Origin of the sequence: Paenibacillus alginolyticus DSM 5050 = NBRC 15375 (assembly GCF_000422905.1) — a bacterium.
GTDB classification, from domain to species: domain Bacteria; phylum Bacillota; class Bacilli; order Paenibacillales; family NBRC-103111; genus Paenibacillus_E; species Paenibacillus_E alginolyticus.
Map to the genome: position 1 here is coordinate 1 of NZ_AUGY01000123.1, position 18,843 is coordinate 18,843.

Consider the following 18,843-nt stretch of genomic DNA (forward strand, 5'->3'; position numbering starts at 1 on the left):
TAGCTGGTCTAACTTTGTAAATGCTGTCTTTCGCCCGCCAAGTAGAACTTCAAAGGGTCGACAGAAGACGAGCAAGACAAAAGAACGGCTAAGTTCACAGCGCATCATAGTGAGAGAATAGCGGAGACACAAGAATAAAATGTAAATTAATGGTAAAAACGCGTCATTTTCTGTAGTCTTTACTTTTTTGGCTTGTACCCAGAAAAACAAAATGGTAATAAATACAATATATTTAAGTAATTGTATTTATACGTGAAGACTTACTGATCATGTCAGCTATTTTGCATCGGTAATGTACTAAATACAACTTTGCTTGTTGTAATGGGTATCGTTTTTTTTTGTGTGTGTGGGATTTGAGACTTTATTTATCATCGTGACTTACGTCACCATCAGGTTATGACCTTGCGCACCTTACAATCTATTTGCGTCAGGCTCGCGGCAGGCTGCGTTTTTGTCTAAACCATGACGCGACTAACAGCAGAAACGGCAAGAAAAATGTGAATATAAGTGCAAATGGCGCCCAATTTTTGGACAGAAAACCATTGATAAAGATCGTGTTGGGGTAACACATTAACGAAAGTACGATCATCCCTAGTGCAAGAGGAATAACCAGAGGTTTCTCATCCTTGATGTTCATGATTTGTACGAATCCTAGTAGAGAAGCATGGAAAGTGAGCACTATTTTGAGGAAAATGGATAGAACCCAAATTGAGATCAAAATCCCTTCCAACCGTTCAAGGAAATGGCCGATACTAATATTTTTGGCAAGCGTGCAGGCTGGAAACAGTTGGTTTGACGTAGCGCCACCCATCCCAATACCCGCAACAAGGCCGCTTTTACGCCCATTCATTTTGTATACGAACGGATAAAACATGAGCAGTACAATCATTTCCTGCAATCCGTAGAACGTAAATCCGCCTCGTAGAATCGGCTTTATGCCAAACTCCATAACGGGAAAAAAGTTCCCCATAACAAATTTAGGGAGCAGCGGCAGAATGAGCAATAGAAACAAGATAATCAGCCATGGAAAAAAGACGACCGCCGCACGCGTGTACACAACAAACCCGGATCTGACGGTCATCACGACAACAAGAGTAAACAGCATTTGTAAAACCTCTATCGGAGTTTCCTGCATGATCTGGGAGGTTACGAAATAACCTAAATCCCCGATCATCAGCGAGGCCAGCAAATAAAAAAACAAGACAAAAGCGATGGATATAGCTTTACCTACCCATTTTCCAAGCACGGCTTCGCAATATTGGACCAGGGTTTGACCTGCAAAGCGTTCCCCCAACACAACATACAAAATTGCGTTCAAAACATTGATACCAATGCCGACGATGCAAGCTAGCCATGCGTCCTGTTTCGCTTCATGTGCGAGCAATGAGAATGGAAGTTCCGATCATAAAAAAAGTGACGAGTATCGCAAAAGAGCTTTTGCTAATGATTTGTTGCTTTTCCATGGGAACCTGCCCCTTTCATTGCAATAACGAATAAACGGCTCGGGGATAAGGTCCTAATATCGCCGAAAGCATATCGAGCGGATTAGGTAAATTAATACCCAAACTTTTTACTGTGCCAAGCACACTTATTAATAATGTAACTAAAGCCAGCCATAGTTCTTTGGTTTTTTTTTGTTTCCACAATCGAGGAACCTCCTGCCAGACGGTCCAAATTAAAGTAAGTACTATCCCAATTAAGAGCAGCATGAGGTACACCTTATTCTGTCGTTATTTGATTGATCGGCTGTAGAATGGTCCCTACCCTGCGAAGGGTCGAATCCACATGGACACGTACTTTAATCGTTCGAAAAACTTCGTTCCAATTTTTAATTTGATGCCAAGATTTGGGGTACTTATGATGAAAAGCAACGCCGAAGCCGTAAATATCAGCTCCTAATTTCTTCTGGATTTTGGCGATCGATTCACCAATTAAGGTTTCCAATTTGCTGTCGGACAGTTGCTTTAACTCAGCGACCACAGCGGCTTGCGACAGATCAATTTTACATTCGACATCGGAGATATCCTGATCGATTCTCACATTAACATCGAATTCGGGAAGTCCGCTGACGAGGTGCGGGTGGATGACAGTGTTGGAACGAATCACTTGCATCGTAATATTCCCTTCGGCTCCCGGGCATGGAATATAGCCCGTCGTCTGGTAAACTGAATTTTGTACATAATTTAATGCTTTCGTATCGTTCTCATTCAACCATCCAACAAACCTGTCGAATTTGAAAGCAGCCATTCCCGAATAATTTAACAGGGCTGGTGGGTCCACATATTGCGCGTTTGACGTCTTTTCCCCGATTTTCCTATTGCCTAAGATTTCGACCCCGGTCATGGTGGGGCTCTTCCCGTGGGTTGCTAGTTCTTGAAGTAAATAGTTAAGATTCATACTGCCGGTAGCCGACCAATATTTATCTGAGGTCTCAAGCTTTGTATACATATTGTTCGCGGGAATCGGATCCATCGCGCTAAGGACTTTTAACACTTCGGAAGCTTTTGCCTGTTTGGCGACGATGAAATAAAAATCAGTCCGCATATCCATATTACGGGACAAGAAGTCGAGCGGTTTACTAATGCCTGCTCGAGCCATATCCTCGCCGAATACAACCATTCGCAGATGGGAGTAATGCAAATATCGCGGTGCTTTAACGCTCATTCGGGATAAGGCTTCAGGAACTGTCATTCCAGTTTCTTCATACGTGATAACAGAGGTCGCGTTGCTGGAACCTCCCTTTTTTACAGTAACCTGCCCCGGATTTACGGTTTGAATCGTAATTTTGTAGCTTTCTCCAGCTTTATCAATCCCCAGCCCTACGACAATACTAATATCATTCAATTCATGGCGGCTCCAACAACCCGTTAATAGGAAAAGGAAAGGAAACAGGAATAAACCTGTGGTTATCGCACGTTTCAAATGATTGGCCTCCTCATCTGCGTTTCTGACGAACGAGATTTTTTTGGCGGAAGGCTTTGGGTCGAGTAATCATATTCGGGAAAGAAAAGCGGACCATCGTGTCTTTCTGATCTGTTAAATGGAATGGAGCAAGAGGCGACATATAGGGAACGCCAAATGAGGAAATCCCACACAAATGGACTACTAATGCAATGATGCCTACAAAAATGCCAAAAAGACCAAAAGTAGCAGCCAGCATCATAAGCAAAAATCGTATGATTCGAATCGTGATGCCAAGGTTAAATGCGGGAAGAACAAAATTGGATATCGCTGTGATCGAAACTACGATGACCATAGCCGCACTAACGAGACCTGCTTCCACAGCAGCTTGACCGATAACAAGTGTACCTACGATTGAAATAGATTGACCTACGGTTCTAGGCATCCGTACACTGGCTTCACGTAATATTTCGAACGTTACCTCCATCATGATCGCTTCAATAAATGCAGGGAAAGGAACACCCTCCCTCTGACTTGCTAAATTATAAAGCAAGGTTGTTGGCAGCATTTCCTGATGAAAGGTAGAAACTGCAATATAAAAAGAGGGAGTTATCAGCGCCAATCCAAAAGACAAGAAGCGCAGTAAACGAATCAATGAGGAAAAAATTGCAGGCTGGTAGTAATCCTCACTAGATTGGAAAAATTGAGTGAACAAAGTCGGAACGAGCAGAGCAAAAGGGGTTCCGTCCACTAGGATAGCAACTCTTCCTTCCATTAATCCGGCTGCTATCACATCTGGACGTTCCGTATTGAAAATAGTTGAAAATGGGGTGTTTTGCTTGTCTTCAATCTGCTCCTCGATGTAGTTGCTTTCCAAGACGGCGTCTATATCAATGAGAGACAATCTGTGCCTTACTTCTACAAGTACATCCTCGGAGACAATGTTTTTAATGTAAGCCACTACAACGTCCGTTTTCGTTACTCTGCCAATAGTTATCGTTTCCATCCAAAGATTGCGATCTTTGATTTTACGGCGAAGCATGGCTGTGTTCCAGTGCAGAACCTCAGTAAATCCTTCCCTGGGTCCACGGACCACTGATTGAACATTAGGCTCTTCTACCGTCCGTGCCGTTAACTCTTTGGTTCCAATTGCCAATACACGCTGGCATCCCTCGAGCAGCAGAATGCTATAACCGGATAAAAGTGCGTCAAATAGTTCTTCCATGTTCTCAAGAATCTTTACTACGCCGGATGAGATAACTACGTTCTTGAAATAGTCCAACAGCTCTTCGGCATTCAAGTCTTGTTGTTCGCCGCTCTTGGAGCTAGAAAGCAGAGAATCAATCATGGAATGCAGGTTAGAGAGACCTTCCATATAGACAACTGCTCCCTCAATGGAGCTATTATCGCCAAGATCAATCTCAATTTCTCGTATGGCGACGTCGTTGCTATTTCCAAGCCCTTGCATGATTTGCAGTAAGTTATCAGTCAGACTATCGGTCAACTCCAAGTCCAACTTGTTCTCGTCATTTGTCATGAAAACCTCCTGCTCAGTACAAGGTCTGTTTGGTCTTTGTATCTTTATAAATTTCCTTATTTATGCATTGTTGGCAGAGTTGCCACTACTGCTATAAGGATGCTGCGCATTTTTGTTAGTCTCTTGTAAGTATTTCGTAATGGTTTCGTTAGTGTTTCTTAAGCTCGGCACGTTAATTTAAGGAATAGAAAGACGTGACTAAAACTTAGGAGGAATAGACGATGAAAAGATGGAAAAAAGCGATGGTTGTTTCACTGGTTGCTTGTACTTTAGCACTTCCAGGGCTGGCTAGTGCAGAGGAAATGATGGCTAAGAAGTTTAACTACAGCGGTATTGAAACGATGATGAAGGATGGAACGGAGCTCGTTCCCCTGCGCGAGATTGCTGAATCATTAGGTTTTAAGGTGACATGGAATGGGGAAAATCGCTCGGTTACTTTAACGAAGATGATGATGGAAGACAAAGAGATGATGGATGATAAAAAGATGGAAGATAAGACGAAGAATGAAAGCATGATGAAGATGGGGAACACGTTCGTGATTCAAATCGATAACAAGGCAATTAAGGTAGACATGATGGATGAAATGCTCATGTTTGCACCTACTATTTTGAATGATAAGACTTATGTACCGAAAGAATTGGTTGACACTTATTTGATAAAGTGATCTACTAACGCATAAACAAGCCTCCATTGCCACAGTTTAAGTGGTCTTGGGGGTTTCTTTTTGGATGATAACCATACGAATATTAGCGAAGTTGTAAGCCTTTTTTAATATTTATACGTTATGATAAGAGTAACGTAAAGATCGTAAATGAATGAAGGTGGTGACGGTATGGAATCAAAAAGAGGCTGGCTGAAGCAATCTTTTGGGAAGCGATTGAATGCTATTCATAGCTGGAATGCGTGGATTTTGCTGCTCCTAACGGTGACAGGTATCGTGCTGAGTATTGGTGCGATTAGAGGAGATCTGGGGAGCTTCCGTGTGACGATCAAGCAGCTTCACATTTACTTGGGTGTCGCATCCATTCTACTCATCGCGCTTTACGCGCCGATGATTCGTAAGCATTGGCACCAGATTCGCGCGCGCCGCAATCAACGCGCGAATCTGGTGTTCGTCCTTGCGCTCCTGATCGGCTGGGCCGGATCAGGGGTGATTTTGTGGCAGTTCCGCAATCTGCCACCAGCTTTGAACAATTCGGCACTCTTCGTGCATGACCTGCTCACCTGGGTCGGAGTGCCGTATGCCGTGTACCACGCCATCTCGCGCAGCAGATGGCTCAAGCGCCAGCAACGGCTGGATCAAGCCGCTGCCACGGCCAGACCGCCCGCATCCGCGCAGGCGGTCCAAAACCCAGCCGCCGCAAGCGCTATCGCAGCGGCGCCGAACCAGGCCCCCGTGGCGACTGATGACGACGCCACGGCAAGGCGCACAGCAGCGCAGGCGGTCATCGCCGCGCTGAAGGAGTCGCCGATCACACGCGCATCGTTCCTGCGGATTGCCGCAGGACTGCTGCTTGTGATCGCGATCGGTCCCGCCTTTTATCGCTGGATAAAAGGCGCATTCGATACCGGCGGCTCGACGACCGCCGAGTATATCGCAACCGACGGCAACCGGATGCTTCCGCCGCCGGCGCCGCTGCCGGACTCCGCCGCTGTTGTGGGCGGAGGAGCACAAGGGAATTTCCGGATATACACCGTTACGGAAATTCCAGCTTTTTCCTCGGATACGTGGAAATTCGCCATATCCGGTCTGGTCGATAACCCCAGTGCATGGAATTGGGAAGAGTTTTTGAAGCTGAAGCGGACTGTGCAGGTTAGTGATTTCCACTGTGTGACGGGATGGTCTGTCTATAAATGTACATGGGAGGGCATCCCGCTTAAGCAATTATTAGCTGCGGCTGGTGTTCAAGCCAAAGGGAAATATGTGAAATTTTATTCAGGCGATAAAGTATATACAGATGCGTTGTCACTAAGCCAGGCCAATGGCGATGATATTATGGTCGCGGTGCTCATGGATGGTAAGCCCATTCCGCAAAAATTAGGAGGCCCAGTCCGACTAATCGTGCCGCAAATGTATGCCTACAAATCCGTTAAATGGCTTCAAGGGATCGAGCTCATCGAGAAGGAGCACATGGGCTACTGGGAAGTAAGAGGCTACGATAACGATGCATGGGTAGATAGATCGAAAGCGTAACTTATTTGTACTCACACAAGCTAGCACTGACTTTCCGGGAGGTTTTTGGTATAGTGTATACTAAGAATTTTCTCGGAAATGAGGGAGATAACGATGGAAATCGTATCTATAAACGTTGGTTTACCAAAAACAATCATGTATCAAGGGAAAGAGCTGGTCACGGGTATTTATAAATATCCGGTCAGCTCATCTTTGCGTGTGTCAAGGACACAGCTGGATGGGGATGGGCAAGCGGATTTGACGCTGCATGGTGGAGCTGACAAAGCGCTATGTGTATACCCGAAGGAGCATTACGCACACTGGGAGCAAGTGCTAGCTCAGAAGTTGGAAGCGGGCACGTTTGGTGAGAATCTAACGGTACGCGGTCTGCTCGAAGATCAGGTCTGCATTGGCGACATCTATGCCATTGATGACGTAATCGTTCAGGTCTCACAGCCTCGTCAGCCTTGTCATAAACTTGCGAAGCGTTTGGATTGGGCGGACGCTGTCCTCCAAGTACAGGAAACCGGCTATACAGGCTACTATTTGAGGGTGCTTACAGAAGGTGTAATCTCTAAGAACGCAGAAGTGAAGCTTATCGCCAGAGATGAAGCGGGTGTAACTGTCGCCTATGCCAACCAGATCAAGTATCACGAAAAAGCGAATATTGAGGCTGCTCAGCAAATTGCGGCCATACAAGCATTATCGGTAAGTTGGAAACAATCCTTCCTTAAACGGTTGGCGGAGCTTGGAGCATGATCACTGGTGTTATTCTTGCCGGGGGGCTAAATCGCCGTATGGGAGGAAGGCTTAAGGCGCTTCTCCCGGTACAAGGGCAGCCCTTGCTTCTTAGGCAGTTGGAGGAAATGTCGAGTATCTGCAAGCAAGTCATTGTCGTAACCAATGAACCTGAGGTTTTGCGGCCTTACCTGACTTCAGTATCCAATATAGACGTGCAATGTATTAATGACCAATATGTACAAAAAGGGCCCTTAAGCGGCATTCATGCTGCCTCTCAGCTTGCATCAGAGCAGCATATGTGGATTGTGGGATGTGATATGCCTTTTATTTCAGCTGAAGCGGCAAAGGCAATGGCCATCTTATGCCAAGAAGCTAATTTGGATGCAGTTATCCCTGTGCTGGACGGTCGCGCTCATCCACTCCATGGCGTATATTCAAAATTGGTAGGTTCCGAAGCCGAGGTGTTATTGAAGCAAGAGCAGTATCGTTTAATGGGGCTGCTGGATCATATGGACTGGAAGCCTGTAGAGAATGATTTTTTTGAGCGGAAAAATATTCCTACGCATTTCGCAACAAATGTAAATACTCCGGAAGAGTACGAACGAATGTTAGCAAATCTACCATAGAAGTTATTTTTTCAGATAGGTATCACTAGGGAATCTAGGATTTTGTTATCTATTATGCCATAATGAAATGCGAAGGGCTGGCAGGCTTCTGCCTCGGACGCTGTTTATGGAATGTGAAGCCATGTCTCTATTGGTCGGATGAATTTAATAATCGAAGGCGGTTACCCTTAGGAGGAACAGACGTTTGTGAGCGATACTAAGCTTAAGTTTGGGCGAAAAGTGATTTCGGTTGAGGAAGCCCGGAGCCTACTTTTCGAATACGTTAAATACACACCCATAGAGTCCGTTCCGCTATCTTCTGCTTTCGGTAGAAGGTTGGCCGTGGACCTATATGCCGATCATCCGGTACCCCATTTTCGCAGATCAGGTATTGACGGGTATGCCGTATGTTCAAAGGATATTGAGCAGGCTACACCAGAAGCTCCTGTTGTATTGCGTGTTATAGAGCGAATTCCTAGCGGAACTATGCCTCAGCTTACCATCCATTCTGGTATGGCTGCTCGTATTATGACGGGGGCTCCTGTTCCTGATGGCGCAGATGCTGTCGTTATGCTGGAAATGACGGATTCCCTGCAAGATGCGGGAATGAGCTCCCACCATGTGAGTATCAAAAAAAATATAGCCGCAGCAAGCAATATAACTCCTATTGCCGGTGAAATCGGTTTAGGGGATGTATTGCTTGAGCGAGGAACACAGATCGGGCCTGGTGAAGCGGCGATATTGGCCACTTTCGGCTGCTCGGAAGTATCCGTTTATCGGCAGCCCAAGGTCGCCATTTTCTCAACAGGTTCTGAGTTGTTGAATGTGGCAGAAGCGCTGCAGCCGGGAAGAATTCGCAACAGTAACAGCTACATGCTGGCGGCGCAGGTGGAAGCTGCTGGAGGATCTGCGGTTATCATGCAGGCGCTTTCGGACGACGTAAAAGAGGTGGAGGCAGCGCTCGAGGAAACTTTACCCAAAGTCGACCTAGTCCTTACATCTGGCGGTGTTTCCGTTGGCGATTACGACGTTCTGGTTGATGTTTTTGAACGATTTGAGGGCAAGCTGTTGTTCAACAAAGTGGCCATGCGACCAGGGACTCCAACGAGTGCAGCCTTATGGAACAATCGGTTGCTGTTAGCTTTATCCGGCAATCCGGGCGCTTCATTCGTTGGGTTTGAGCTGTTTGCCAAACCTCTGATTAAAGCGATGGCAGGATGTCACTCGCCTAATCCGGAAGCGATCACGGCTCTGTTGGACGTTGATTATGATAAAGGCTCGGCTTACCCGCGTTATGTCAGAGGAACGACGCATGTGGACAACAATGGGTGTTTGAAGGTTAAGCCATCAGGTATTGATAAGTCCAGTATCATGGTTTCCATTAAAGACGCGGATTGTTTGATATATTTACCTGCCGGAGGTAAAGGGTTCTTAAGAGACGAGCGCGTAATTGTGTATCCTATCAAATAGATATGGTCTAACTATCGCTAAACTTCCGCTGAGCAGTTATCGATGGTAGGCCATTTTATAATGAGGTGATTTGAGATGAACGAAATTCGTACATTACGGCAAGAGGAGCTTCTAGAGAGCTTTGCTCTATCTGAGTTTGCTTTTCAATATGAGCTTACTGCTGAGGAAAAGACAGAGCGAATAAGTTCTACGGATCCTAATCAAACGTGGGGCTATTTCATTGACGGCAATATGGCTGCAAAGCTTACTTTACTTAACTTTCGGACTTGGATTAACGGGAAGAGCTTCGCGATGGGCGGTATTGCGGGCGTAGCAACATGGCCGGAGTACCGACGCAATGGGATGGTGGGACAGCTGTTGGTTCAAACGCTTAAAACGATGAGAGAGCAGGGGCAGACGATCTCCTTTCTTGCGCCGTTTAAGTTTGAATTCTATCGTAAATATGGCTGGGAAACCTACGTGGATTATTTGAAATATGAAATTCCTGTCGATAAGCTTCCGAAGTTTAAAGCCGCAGAGGGCAGTTCAATTATACGTGTAGCCAAAAGCGAAGAGGTTCTCAATCCAATCTACGCTAAGTTTGCAAAAGCATATAACGGTATGATGGAGCGGGATGCAGACTGGTGGAATAATCGTTATATGAAATTTAAAAAGGGCACAGCTGCCGTCTACACGAACGCTCAAGGGGAACAGCGGGGCTATGTATTTTACCAGGTAAAGGACTCGGTAGCGACCATCCATGAGTTGGTTTTTCTTGACGAGGAAGCAAGACGCGGCTTATGGAAATTCCTTGCAGATCATGATTCGATGATCACCAAGGTCGAAGTGAAAGCACCTGTAGATGACCAACTTCCATTTCTGGTGCATGATCCAAAGTTCAAACAGGAGAAGATTACTTATTTCTCGGCGAGAATTGTGGATGTAGAAGCTTTTCTGACGGAATATGTATATGAAGCTCGCGACCGGGCGGAAACCATATATTTACATATTTCAGATGCGCATGCAGATTGGAACCAAGGCGTCTTTCGGCTACAGTTTACCGACAATGGAAAAGCTGCCGTCGTAACGAAGCTGTCTGAAGATGAAATACCTGCAGAGGATCAAATACTTGGCTGTAACATACAGACGTTGACGGCTTTGTTCATGGGTTATCAGAAAGCAGGATTTATGGCCCGAATTGAGCGTCTTCAAGGCTCTGATGAGCTTGTTAGCCGGTTGGAACATGCTATTCCGCGGCGAACAACTTATTTAGCGGATTTCTTTTAAAAGATGAAAAAAGACGGTACCCGTGGCAAAACCATAGGGCCGTCTTTTTTTACGAGATTATGTCGGTGAAGCGCGCCATTAACTCCGAATAAAGTGACTTGATCAAGGGTAGCCTAATGGAAATCATTAGCAGGAGGGTGTGCCCTTGTATCATTTGTATACTCATAATGATCTGGATGGAGTAGGTTGCGGTATAATAGCTCGATTAGCATTTGGTGAAAAGGTAGAAATCCGTTATAACTCTGTTGGAGGGTTGAATCTACAAGTAAACCGCTTTTTAGAAAAATCAAGAAAAAAAAGCCAATTGTTTATCACCGACTTATCCGTGGATGAAACGAATGAAAAAGGACTTAACGAGTTTGCGAAATCAGGTGGAAAAGTAAAACTGATTGATCATCATAAAACCTCGCTTCATTTAAACAAATATCCGTGGGGAATGGTTCAGATCGCGTATGATAATGGAAAACTCGCTTCTGCAACTTCTCTATTTTATGAGTATCTGATCCAGAACGGATTGTTGAAACCAATGAAAGGATTAGATGAATTCGTCGAATTGGTCCGTCAGTATGATACATGGGAATGGGAACAGAATGAATACATCAAGGCTAAGCGATTAAACGATCTCTTTTATCTCATTTCCATCGAAGAATTCGAGGAAAAAATGGTGGCTCGCATTCAGAAAAGTGAGCAATTTGCGTTTGATTCCTTTGAAGAAAAAATTTTGGATATGGAAGAAGAAAAAATTGAACGCTATGTGCGCAGAAAAAAGAGAGAAATCATTCACTCCCGTATAGATGATCATCATGTAGGCATTGTTCATGCGGAATCTTATCATTCTGAACTTGGAAACGATTTGGGCAAAGAAAACCCCCATCTGGATTACATCGCAATCATGAATATGGGCGGTAAAAAGATAAGCTTTCGAACGATTCACGATCACATCGACGTCTCGGAAATTGCGGGTCTTTATGGAGGAGGAGGCCATGCCAAAGCTTCCGGGTGCTCTATGACAGAAGAAGCCTATCAATGGTATGTAGCGAAGCCATTTCCGATGGAACCCATTCGTTCAGATGCGAATAAAAATACATTTAACACGAAAAATTCTGTTTATGGATCACTTTATGAGAATAGAAATGAACAACAAGTGTTTATTTTTCCTTCTGGAGGCAGATGGGAAGTCGATGTGGATGGGTTCGAATCCAACCAACATTTTTCTACTTTTGAAGAGGCAGAACGTTATGTTAAAAGGGAGTATGCAGCTTGGTTAGTTCGGGACGAAACGTATGTTTCATTCCTAATGGAGCATATGGCGGCAAGAAAAACTAAAACCCCCGAGGGTAGTTCAGTCATATAAAGAGCAACGCCAGTTCCAGATAACTGGGATAAAATGCAAGCCACCTTCTCATACTAACTATGAGACAATGGAGGTGAATGCTATGCCCAAAAATGACGCCGATCCCAAGCATGACCGCGAAGATAACAAAGCAGATAAGAAAAACAATCAGCAGAATAACGCTAATTTCATGGAAGAAGCTCAAACGCTATCGAGCAACGAGGCACCTGATTACGTTCCAAGTTTAAATGGTATCCCCAAAAATCAAGTTTAAGTAACTGCTGCAGGCTGCTCTTCACGTCACTATATGATGGGAGAGCAGCCTTTCTAGTGCAGTATTAGCAGAAGGAGATGTGGATGCGTCCTTCCACCATAAATAAAAAAAGCTGATTTCTTGAGAACATAATCTCAGAAACCAAGCTTTTTTTTATTTCAGCCGTTTAATTGGATAGCTTGTACACTTTAATGGTTTGGATACCAAACTTTTGCAAGGATTGCTTGGATCCTGGGATAAAGATATCAATACGTTTTCCTTTGATTGCACCGCCAGTATCAGTTGCGTAAGCATACATGCCGCCTGCAGGGAGGCCATTGAAATTATAACCTTCTATATAGAGCTTAGACCCTAGAGGAATCACCGACGGATCTACAGCAACGGTTCCAATACCTAATGGATTACCCATATAATCGATAGCTCCGTAGCCGCCATTTTCAGATGGATCTGCTGAATAGGCAGTAGATTGAAATAATTCATAATCTGGCGCATGCTGATTGCCATCTTTACTTAGAATAGCTAATTTGCTGCTAGCGTCCCACTGAACGGGAATATCGGATGCTTTGCTTAGGAACCGAAGAGGCACGTATACGCGTCCATTTTGAAATTCTGCATGAGTGTCCATCTCGACAGGGGTGCTATCGATTTTGGCTTCTTTTTGTCCCGATACTAAGGTGATCGAATGTTTGTTGTTATTTAGTGTGACTTTGATCTCATCGCCTTCTTTTTGCCACTTCACGTCATAACCAAGCTTCTCCGTTACGAAACGAATCGGTACTTGGGTAGCATGGTTGTCATCCAGAAATGGCTGAGCATCCGGAAATTGAACCAGCTCATCATTGACTTGCACTTTCACATCCATCTCAGCGGCATGCGCCGAAAATGGGGAAAGAAAGCCTCCTGCCAACACTGTTAAAGACACAGCAAGGCTAGTTAACCCTTTAGTAATTGTATGCAATTGGTAATCCTCCTTCAATGAGCCTTCGAGGTTAGTTGACGGGTTCGGGAAGAAGGTTCTCCCTAGTCTGCTCCGTAGAAGAGCAAATATTCACCCCATGTAAATCGTCCCCCGTACCGGCACTTTGTCTGTGCACCGGACTCGGCTTCAAATAGTTTAGCATTCGAGGCTCTGTGGGACAACGACCAAAATATGGATGGTGGTCTTAGAGGGTACTGGACTTAGGTCTAGGTACAAAAACAGTCGCGAGTCCGTTTTGAGGAATACCGGTTTCAGGTACGATAGTAGCATGAAGAATACGTGAAGGGCGGTAAGCAGAATGAGTATGGATCGATCGAAAGGGTTGGCATTGGTTTTAATTACGGCAGGTATACTTATTTCTCTGCATCAGTTGGGCAGTCATATTCATTTAATGGGATTATTATTCCCAGCAGCGATGCTTGGATTAGGCTATGTAGGCATTAAGAATGGGAAGAAAATAGGATGGTTTATCGCCGGCTTAGGCGGCTTAATTTTGACCATAAAACTATCAGGCTTAATCGCGATTGCATTCGCAATAGGTTTAGTGATGTATGGTTTTCATTTGCTGAAGAAACGAAATGAATTTTAAATCTTAAGAAATGGGGGTGTAACTTCATGAATATATTGAATCGCATTGGCAAAATGGCGGAAGCTGCATGGCAAGAAACGGCCGGCAAGCTTGAGCATCAAGAACGTGGAAGCAGCGTGATAGAGAAGCTCGAACAGCGCTACGAGGAAGCGCTGCAGCGGACTATTGAGCTGCGACAACACATTGTGAACGCAGAGGAGATGGTGCAGCTGCGCGGCGAGCAGGCCGAGCTGGCGATGCGCGCAGGCGATGAGGAGCTCGCGCGGCTAGCACTGTTAGAGAAGCAGCGCGAGGAAGCCGCTTGCGAGCACTACCGCGCGCAGTACGCGAGCAGCCAGGACGTGTGCCTGGCGCTCGCGGATGAACTGCGCGGGCTGCGTGCAGGGCACGCAGCCGAGGGGGCTCGGGTGCAGCCGCCGGGCAGCGGGCTGCACGGGAAAGAGGCTCGCGACGCATGGCGCGAGCTGGAAGTGACCGGCCGCGAGCTCGGCCGGGAAGCGCTGCAGGGGCTCCGCATCGCTAGCCGCCTGTCGCAAGAGACGCTGAAGGAAGCCAGCGGCAACCTTCAGCAGGAGCTGCGCACGCTGCGCGGCAAGCTCCAGCAGGATTGGCAGCAGCATCGCTCCAGCGATGACACGGACCCACGCGGCAAGAAATAGCCGCGTATTTTCCCTCCAGCGCCTAGTAAGTAGGCGCGGATGGGCTCTTGACCTCCATGATTCATACGGAAGCCTTGCCGCGCAAGGATTTGCATCTTGGAGGTCGTCCATTCTTATGGTATGCTAGGAATCTATATGAACTAATTTTAAAAGTCAGCCAGAGGAGGTGCAGCGATGGGAGAAGAAACTAAAAGCAACCGTAACCGCAATACAGCACTAGTGCTGATTGGAGCCGGTCTTTTTTTGCTTCTAGATCATACGATAGGCTTTTTCCCCATTCTTGCCATTATCCTCATCTTGCTAGGCATTCATCGGGTCCGTTCACGCAAAGAGCGCAAAGGTTATGTACTGATCGGTATAGGGGCAGTGATTTTATTCGGTGATCACATTACTATCGTGTTCTCTATTGTTTTAATTTCGCTAGGTTTGTTTTTCATACGATCGAAGCAAGTACACAAAGACGACACGTATATGCAGAAGCAGAAATTGGTGGATAGCGTCCGTTTAGGCCGTGAGCCTTGGATTTTGCGGAACAGTTCAACATGGTACATTATTGGAGAGACCTACATTGATCTTTCACTTGCGATATTGGAGCAAAAGGAAACCACAGTCATCCTGCAAGGTGTTGTAGGAGATGTAGATATAAAAGTACCGGAAGATATCGGTGTCGCTGTCACAGCATCCATCTCTTTCGGGCAGATTCAAGTTGCGAATGAGCGCGAGTCAGGAGTTATGAACAAGCTGATCTGGCAGTCCCCTAACTATGATCTTTGCGATCACCGCGTGAAACTTGTGCTTTCTTACATCGTAGGAGATATCAAAATCAAAGTATTGTGAGAATGCGCTTAGGCACGCGTAAAGATCTCGAGGAGGTTCATTATCCATTGGACGGCTATAAACGACGATTAACGAATATGATATGGCGCAGCATGAGTGAATCGATCATCTTTAGTTTCGTTGTGTTTGGCGCGATCATTTATTTTTTGAATTCACGCAATCTGATTGTGCCTTTTACGAGCTGGCAAGAGGGCGTTAAGTTTACATTCATGGCGATTCTGGTTATTGGCGGCATTGGTGCTGTGTATGGCTTCTGGAATAGCAACCGAATTACTCGGAGGCTGGAGCCAATGATGGAGACGATGATTTTGCTCGAAAAAGGGACGTTTGCACGCGGCGGTTTCCAGAACGGTGAAGATGAAATCGGGCGTCTGGGTGATCAGTTAGGCCGTATTATGAAGCGGTGGGAAGAGCAGGTTACTTCCCTACAGCGCTTATCTAATGATAATGCGGAGCTTGCGGAGAAAGCTAAGCTGTCTGCCGTGATTGAAGAAAGACAGCGATTGGCGCGTGAGCTTCATGATGCGGTGAGCCAGCAATTATTCGCAATATCGATGACGGCAACGGCTGTAGGACGTACCTTGGATAAAGATTTCGAGAAGGCTAAAAGGCAAATTCATCTCATTGAGGAGATGGCTTCTGTTGCTCAATCGGAAATGAGAGCCTTGCTTCTTCATTTAAGACCTATTCATCTGGAAGGGAAACGACTGTCGGAAGGACTTGTCGAACTCCTGAAGGAGCTTGCAGCTAAAGTGCCCATGGCGATTACTTGGGATATGGACGAGGATATCCGCTTGAATAAGGGGATTGAGGACCATTTGTTCCGTATTGTACAAGAGGCGCTTTCTAATGCTCTGCGTCATTCAAAGGCGAACAAGCTGGAAGTGAAGCTGCTGCATCGTCCTGACGGTGTTCGTCTTGCGATACGCGATGACGGGGTTGGTTTTGAATTAGATGCTAAGAAGCTTACATCGTACGGTATAGTTTCCATGAAGGAGCGGGTTAATGAAATCGGCGGCTCGGTGGATATCATTACGGCGCCTGATCGAGGTACGCGTATTGAGATTCGTGTGCCAATATTAGCTACTGAATATGCGGTTGAAAGCTAATTCATTACTATAGATAACTTGAAGAAAATAGTTTTCTATCGAGAGGAGAAGCAAATGAACGACGCGTTGATTAAGGTCTTGCTTGTCGATGACCACGAAATGGTCAGGATCGGACTCGCAGCCGTGCTAGGGACAGAGGATGGTATTGAAGTGGTCGGGGAAGCTAGCAATGGTCAGGATGGCATTCGGCTAGCACAGGAATATCGACCGGATGTCGTACTCATGGATTTGGTCATGGAAGGCATGGACGGTATCGAAACGACAAGGAAGCTGCTGCAACTTTACCCAGATTGCAAAGTCATTGTGTTGACGAGCTTCTTAGATGATGAGAAAATGTATCCTGTAATAGAAGCTGGGGCATTCAGCTATTTGCTCAAAACGTCACGCGCCTCCGAAATCGCTCAAGCGATAAGAGCAGCGGCTAAAGGACAGTCCATTCTGGAGTCACAGGTAGCTTCCAAGATCATGAATCGCTTTCGCCAGCCTAAGCCGGCAGCAGAGCCGCATGAGGAATTAACTGATCGTGAAATGGAAGTGCTTCGCTTGATTGCGAAAGGTAAATCCAATCAAGAGCTAGCGGATGATTTATTTATCGGTGTGAAGACGGTAAAGTTTCACGTCACCAATGTTCTGGCCAAGCTGGGTGTAGAAGATCGAACACAAGCCGCCATCTATGCCTTTAAACATGGTTTGGCTGAGTAGCAAATAGTCACAAGGGAGCGATACGAATGAATCTATTAAAGCAAATTTGGAGCTGGTTTGGTTCCATTGCCATTTCGTTTATTTTAGTCGTATTTCTTGGTGTTTTCGTGTTCCAATCCACGAAGGTGATGGGACATTCCATGGATCCGACGCTGCATGACAGTCAACGCGTGTATGTATCAAAGCTGTCTCATACGTTTAATTATGAACCGAATTATGAGGATATTGTCATTATAGACTCTAGAGTCGATCTTAAGAGAACATTTAAGAACGACTTGTTAGACAGTCCTTTGCTCAGTTTATTTACCAATGGTGATGATAAACATGTCTGGATTAAACGGGTGATTGGTAAGCCAGGCGATCAATTGGAGCTCAAGGACGATAAGATGTACCGCAACGGCGTGCTTCTTGACGAGCCTTACATTAACGAGGCAATGAGAGCCAATGGGAATAAGAAATGGACGGTACCTGCCGATCATATTTTCGTGATGGGAGATAACCGAAATAATAGTATGGATAGCAGAGTGATCGGATACATCCCACTTGATCATGTATTAGGCAAGAAGCTATTCTAAAGAAAGCGGCCCTCTGGGTGAGCATGCATGTGCATGAGCTCATTCGAGGGTCGTTTTTTATCTTCGTAGATAAGAAAGTATAAGTTTTATACTTTTGCTTCGCATCTACCTTGACAAACGCACTCGTCCTGAAGGACGACGGAGTCGTTTATCCTTGACATAATAGAAAGTATAAGTTTCGAGGTAGAGCTTAAGGGTATCCCCTTTCTAAGGTGGCCATTCAAAAACTTCTGAAATTGTGCAAAGTCGGCTGTCGATTCATTGTGGACAAACGCTAACGAACTCAGAAAGCGTTATGAAGCCCAAAAACGGGCTTTTGATAGTCTAACGAATCGAGAAAACGCTATTGCAGGAAAGACAGCCCCACATCACGCTTTTTCGCTAACGTAACGAGGCTGCGATTCGTTAGCCATTCGAGTATGCGCATGATGAGGACAAATGCGTGTGCACGGTTCGTTAGTTCTGTTACAGCTTCCAAAATCGGTCTGCAGAGAAAAGAAGATGATCATGGAGAAAGCGGATATGGGCGGTTGGAACCCTATATCCAATTCCCTCCCCAAGCTCAAACATATGGATTAGCACACAAAGGACCTGAGGCAAAGCCTCAGGTCTTTCTTTAAAAGAATTTATATGTTTTTGGGTTTGAGGCAAATAAGAAGGCAAGTTGTATAGAATACAACAATTTGCTGCGAGAAGGAAAAAAGACTCCAACGATTATTACCAATGATGAAGTTTGTACAACAATTCGGCGGTTTCTTTGGACAAATTAGCTTTTTGTTGTACTGCGTACATTACCGATGCATCAAACCTCACATCAAATATTTACTTAATTTGTAATATAAAGTATTTATTAATCTAGACAAACAAAGAAAAAGCACCTATGTTTAGGGAATGACGCGCTATCCATCATTCTCCCAAACAAAGGAGCAAACCATGGATAACGATAAGGAATTTTTAGTAGTTTGTCAATGTCTCAAAGTGCTCAATGTCCTAGATTATCGGTCTATTTTTCAGGATCATCGGTCAAAGAAGCTGTTTGCGGGTTCAGCCATAGGGCTTCATGTCGTTGCTCAGCTGTTGCAACTGAAATCG

The 18,843-nt window shown here is 45.4% G+C and carries 19 protein-coding genes and 1 riboswitch; of the genes, 14 read left to right on the forward strand and 5 right to left on the reverse strand.

The features are described 5' to 3' along the window. Positions 1 to 427: 427 nt before the first annotated feature. From G519_RS0133925 to G519_RS0133945, 4 genes are all read right to left on the reverse strand, one after another. Positions 428 to 1,384 carry a GerAB/ArcD/ProY family transporter gene (locus G519_RS0133925; RefSeq protein WP_029198398.1) on the reverse strand — a complete coding sequence of 319 codons (957 nt, stop codon included), beginning with the start codon at positions 1,382 to 1,384 and terminating at the stop codon, positions 428 to 430. Between the two features lie 94 nt (positions 1,385 to 1,478). After that, positions 1,479 to 1,646 carry a hypothetical protein gene (locus tag G519_RS50770; RefSeq protein ID WP_154669646.1) on the reverse strand — a complete coding sequence of 56 codons (168 nt, stop codon included), beginning with the start codon at positions 1,644 to 1,646 and terminating at the stop codon, positions 1,479 to 1,481. Between the two features lie 73 nt (positions 1,647 to 1,719). Beyond that, positions 1,720 to 2,922 carry a Ger(x)C family spore germination protein gene (locus G519_RS0133940; protein WP_051253937.1) on the reverse strand — a complete coding sequence of 401 codons (1,203 nt, stop codon included), beginning with the start codon at positions 2,920 to 2,922 and terminating at the stop codon, positions 1,720 to 1,722. Between the two features lie 13 nt (positions 2,923 to 2,935). After that, on the reverse strand, positions 2,936 to 4,438 hold the full coding sequence (locus G519_RS0133945) for a spore germination protein (RefSeq protein ID WP_029198400.1): 1,503 nt from the start codon (positions 4,436 to 4,438) through the stop codon (positions 2,936 to 2,938). Between the two features lie 221 nt (positions 4,439 to 4,659). Here G519_RS0133945 and G519_RS0133950 point away from each other — a divergent pair, with 221 nt between their 5' ends. The 8 genes from G519_RS0133950 (at position 4,660) to G519_RS51440 (ending at position 12,301) form a co-directional block, all read left to right on the forward strand. Next, complete coding sequence (locus G519_RS0133950) at positions 4,660 to 5,103, forward strand: copper amine oxidase N-terminal domain-containing protein (protein ID WP_029198401.1); 444 nt, start codon at positions 4,660 to 4,662, stop codon at positions 5,101 to 5,103. A 582-nt stretch (positions 5,104 to 5,685) separates the two neighbouring features. Continuing rightward, a complete protein-coding gene (locus tag G519_RS0133955) occupies positions 5,686 to 6,633 on the forward strand; it encodes a molybdopterin-dependent oxidoreductase (protein WP_307720148.1) in 948 nt (315 codons plus the stop codon). Positions 6,634 to 6,726: 93 nt separating this feature from the next. Beyond that, positions 6,727 to 7,371 carry an MOSC domain-containing protein gene (locus G519_RS0133960; RefSeq protein WP_244280313.1) on the forward strand — a complete coding sequence of 215 codons (645 nt, stop codon included), beginning with the start codon at positions 6,727 to 6,729 and terminating at the stop codon, positions 7,369 to 7,371. Further along, complete coding sequence (mobA, locus tag G519_RS45950; RefSeq protein ID WP_051253938.1) at positions 7,368 to 7,979, forward strand: molybdenum cofactor guanylyltransferase; 612 nt, start codon at positions 7,368 to 7,370, stop codon at positions 7,977 to 7,979. The genes G519_RS0133960 and mobA overlap by 4 nt, the downstream gene beginning before the upstream one ends. Before the next feature lie 186 nt (positions 7,980 to 8,165). Beyond that, positions 8,166 to 9,428: a molybdopterin molybdotransferase MoeA gene (locus tag G519_RS45955; RefSeq protein WP_036634882.1), complete on the forward strand. Its 1,263-nt coding sequence runs from the start codon at positions 8,166 to 8,168 to the stop codon at positions 9,426 to 9,428. Between the two features lie 75 nt (positions 9,429 to 9,503). Continuing rightward, positions 9,504 to 10,694, forward strand: a complete 1,191-nt coding sequence (locus tag G519_RS0133975; RefSeq protein WP_029198404.1) for a GNAT family N-acetyltransferase — start codon at positions 9,504 to 9,506, stop codon at positions 10,692 to 10,694. A gap of 145 nt (positions 10,695 to 10,839) precedes the next feature. Next, complete coding sequence (locus G519_RS0133980; RefSeq protein ID WP_029198405.1) at positions 10,840 to 12,048, forward strand: DHH family phosphoesterase; 1,209 nt, start codon at positions 10,840 to 10,842, stop codon at positions 12,046 to 12,048. Positions 12,049 to 12,130: 82 nt separating this feature from the next. Next, a complete protein-coding gene (locus G519_RS51440; RefSeq protein WP_164826793.1) occupies positions 12,131 to 12,301 on the forward strand; it encodes a hypothetical protein in 171 nt (56 codons plus the stop codon). Between the two features lie 166 nt (positions 12,302 to 12,467). On the opposite strand, the gene G519_RS53150 is transcribed toward G519_RS51440, so the two are convergent. Further along, positions 12,468 to 13,259, reverse strand: a complete 792-nt coding sequence (locus G519_RS53150) for a stalk domain-containing protein (protein ID WP_029198406.1) — start codon at positions 13,257 to 13,259, stop codon at positions 12,468 to 12,470. 4 nt (positions 13,260 to 13,263) lie between these two features. Further along, positions 13,264 to 13,416: riboswitch (cyclic di-AMP (ydaO/yuaA leader) on the reverse strand. Between the two features lie 162 nt (positions 13,417 to 13,578). Between G519_RS53150 and G519_RS0133995 the strand changes: the two genes are divergently transcribed. The 6 genes from G519_RS0133995 to lepB all read left to right on the forward strand — a co-directional run bounded on the left by G519_RS0133995 (position 13,579) and on the right by lepB (position 17,751). Further along, positions 13,579 to 13,869, forward strand: coding sequence for a hypothetical protein (locus G519_RS0133995; RefSeq protein ID WP_029198407.1), 291 nt, complete (start codon positions 13,579 to 13,581; stop codon positions 13,867 to 13,869). A 26-nt stretch (positions 13,870 to 13,895) separates the two neighbouring features. Further along, the gene (locus G519_RS0134000; RefSeq protein WP_029198408.1) at positions 13,896 to 14,528 is read left to right on the forward strand and encodes a PspA/IM30 family protein; all 633 of its coding nucleotides are present in this window, start codon (positions 13,896 to 13,898) and stop codon (positions 14,526 to 14,528) included. Between the two features lie 174 nt (positions 14,529 to 14,702). Then, entirely contained in the window at positions 14,703 to 15,365 is a 663-nt protein-coding gene (liaF, locus tag G519_RS0134005; RefSeq protein WP_029198409.1) for a cell wall-active antibiotics response protein LiaF, read from the forward strand. A gap of 47 nt (positions 15,366 to 15,412) precedes the next feature. Beyond that, positions 15,413 to 16,474: a sensor histidine kinase gene (locus G519_RS0134010; RefSeq protein ID WP_029198410.1), complete on the forward strand. Its 1,062-nt coding sequence runs from the start codon at positions 15,413 to 15,415 to the stop codon at positions 16,472 to 16,474. 54 nt (positions 16,475 to 16,528) lie between these two features. Further along, positions 16,529 to 17,176 carry a response regulator gene (locus G519_RS0134015; RefSeq protein ID WP_029198411.1) on the forward strand — a complete coding sequence of 216 codons (648 nt, stop codon included), beginning with the start codon at positions 16,529 to 16,531 and terminating at the stop codon, positions 17,174 to 17,176. A 26-nt stretch (positions 17,177 to 17,202) separates the two neighbouring features. Continuing rightward, complete coding sequence (gene lepB / locus G519_RS0134020) at positions 17,203 to 17,751, forward strand: signal peptidase I (RefSeq protein WP_029198412.1); 549 nt, start codon at positions 17,203 to 17,205, stop codon at positions 17,749 to 17,751. Positions 17,752 to 18,843 lie beyond the last annotated feature (1,092 nt).

What these genes read in the sequence shown, in the direction of transcription:
- G519_RS0133945 (WP_029198400.1), bottom strand. Translation starts at nt 4,438, where the DNA reads ATGACAAATGACGAGAACAAGTTGGACTTGGAGTTGACCGATAGTCTG.
- G519_RS0133950 (WP_029198401.1), top strand. Translation starts at nt 4,660, where the DNA reads ATGAAAAGATGGAAAAAAGCGATGGTTGTTTCACTGGTTGCTTGTACT.
- G519_RS0133960 (WP_244280313.1), top strand. Translation starts at nt 6,727, where the DNA reads ATGGAAATCGTATCTATAAACGTTGGTTTACCAAAAACAATCATGTAT.
- mobA (WP_051253938.1), top strand. Translation starts at nt 7,368, where the DNA reads ATGATCACTGGTGTTATTCTTGCCGGGGGGCTAAATCGCCGTATGGGA.
- G519_RS0133975 (WP_029198404.1), top strand. Translation starts at nt 9,504, where the DNA reads ATGAACGAAATTCGTACATTACGGCAAGAGGAGCTTCTAGAGAGCTTT.
- G519_RS51440 (WP_164826793.1), top strand. Translation starts at nt 12,131, where the DNA reads ATGCCCAAAAATGACGCCGATCCCAAGCATGACCGCGAAGATAACAAA.
- G519_RS0133995 (WP_029198407.1), top strand. Translation starts at nt 13,579, where the DNA reads ATGAGTATGGATCGATCGAAAGGGTTGGCATTGGTTTTAATTACGGCA.
- G519_RS0134000 (WP_029198408.1), top strand. Translation starts at nt 13,896, where the DNA reads ATGAATATATTGAATCGCATTGGCAAAATGGCGGAAGCTGCATGGCAA.
- liaF (WP_029198409.1), top strand. Translation starts at nt 14,703, where the DNA reads ATGGGAGAAGAAACTAAAAGCAACCGTAACCGCAATACAGCACTAGTG.
- G519_RS0134015 (WP_029198411.1), top strand. Translation starts at nt 16,529, where the DNA reads ATGAACGACGCGTTGATTAAGGTCTTGCTTGTCGATGACCACGAAATG.
- lepB (WP_029198412.1), top strand. Translation starts at nt 17,203, where the DNA reads ATGAATCTATTAAAGCAAATTTGGAGCTGGTTTGGTTCCATTGCCATT.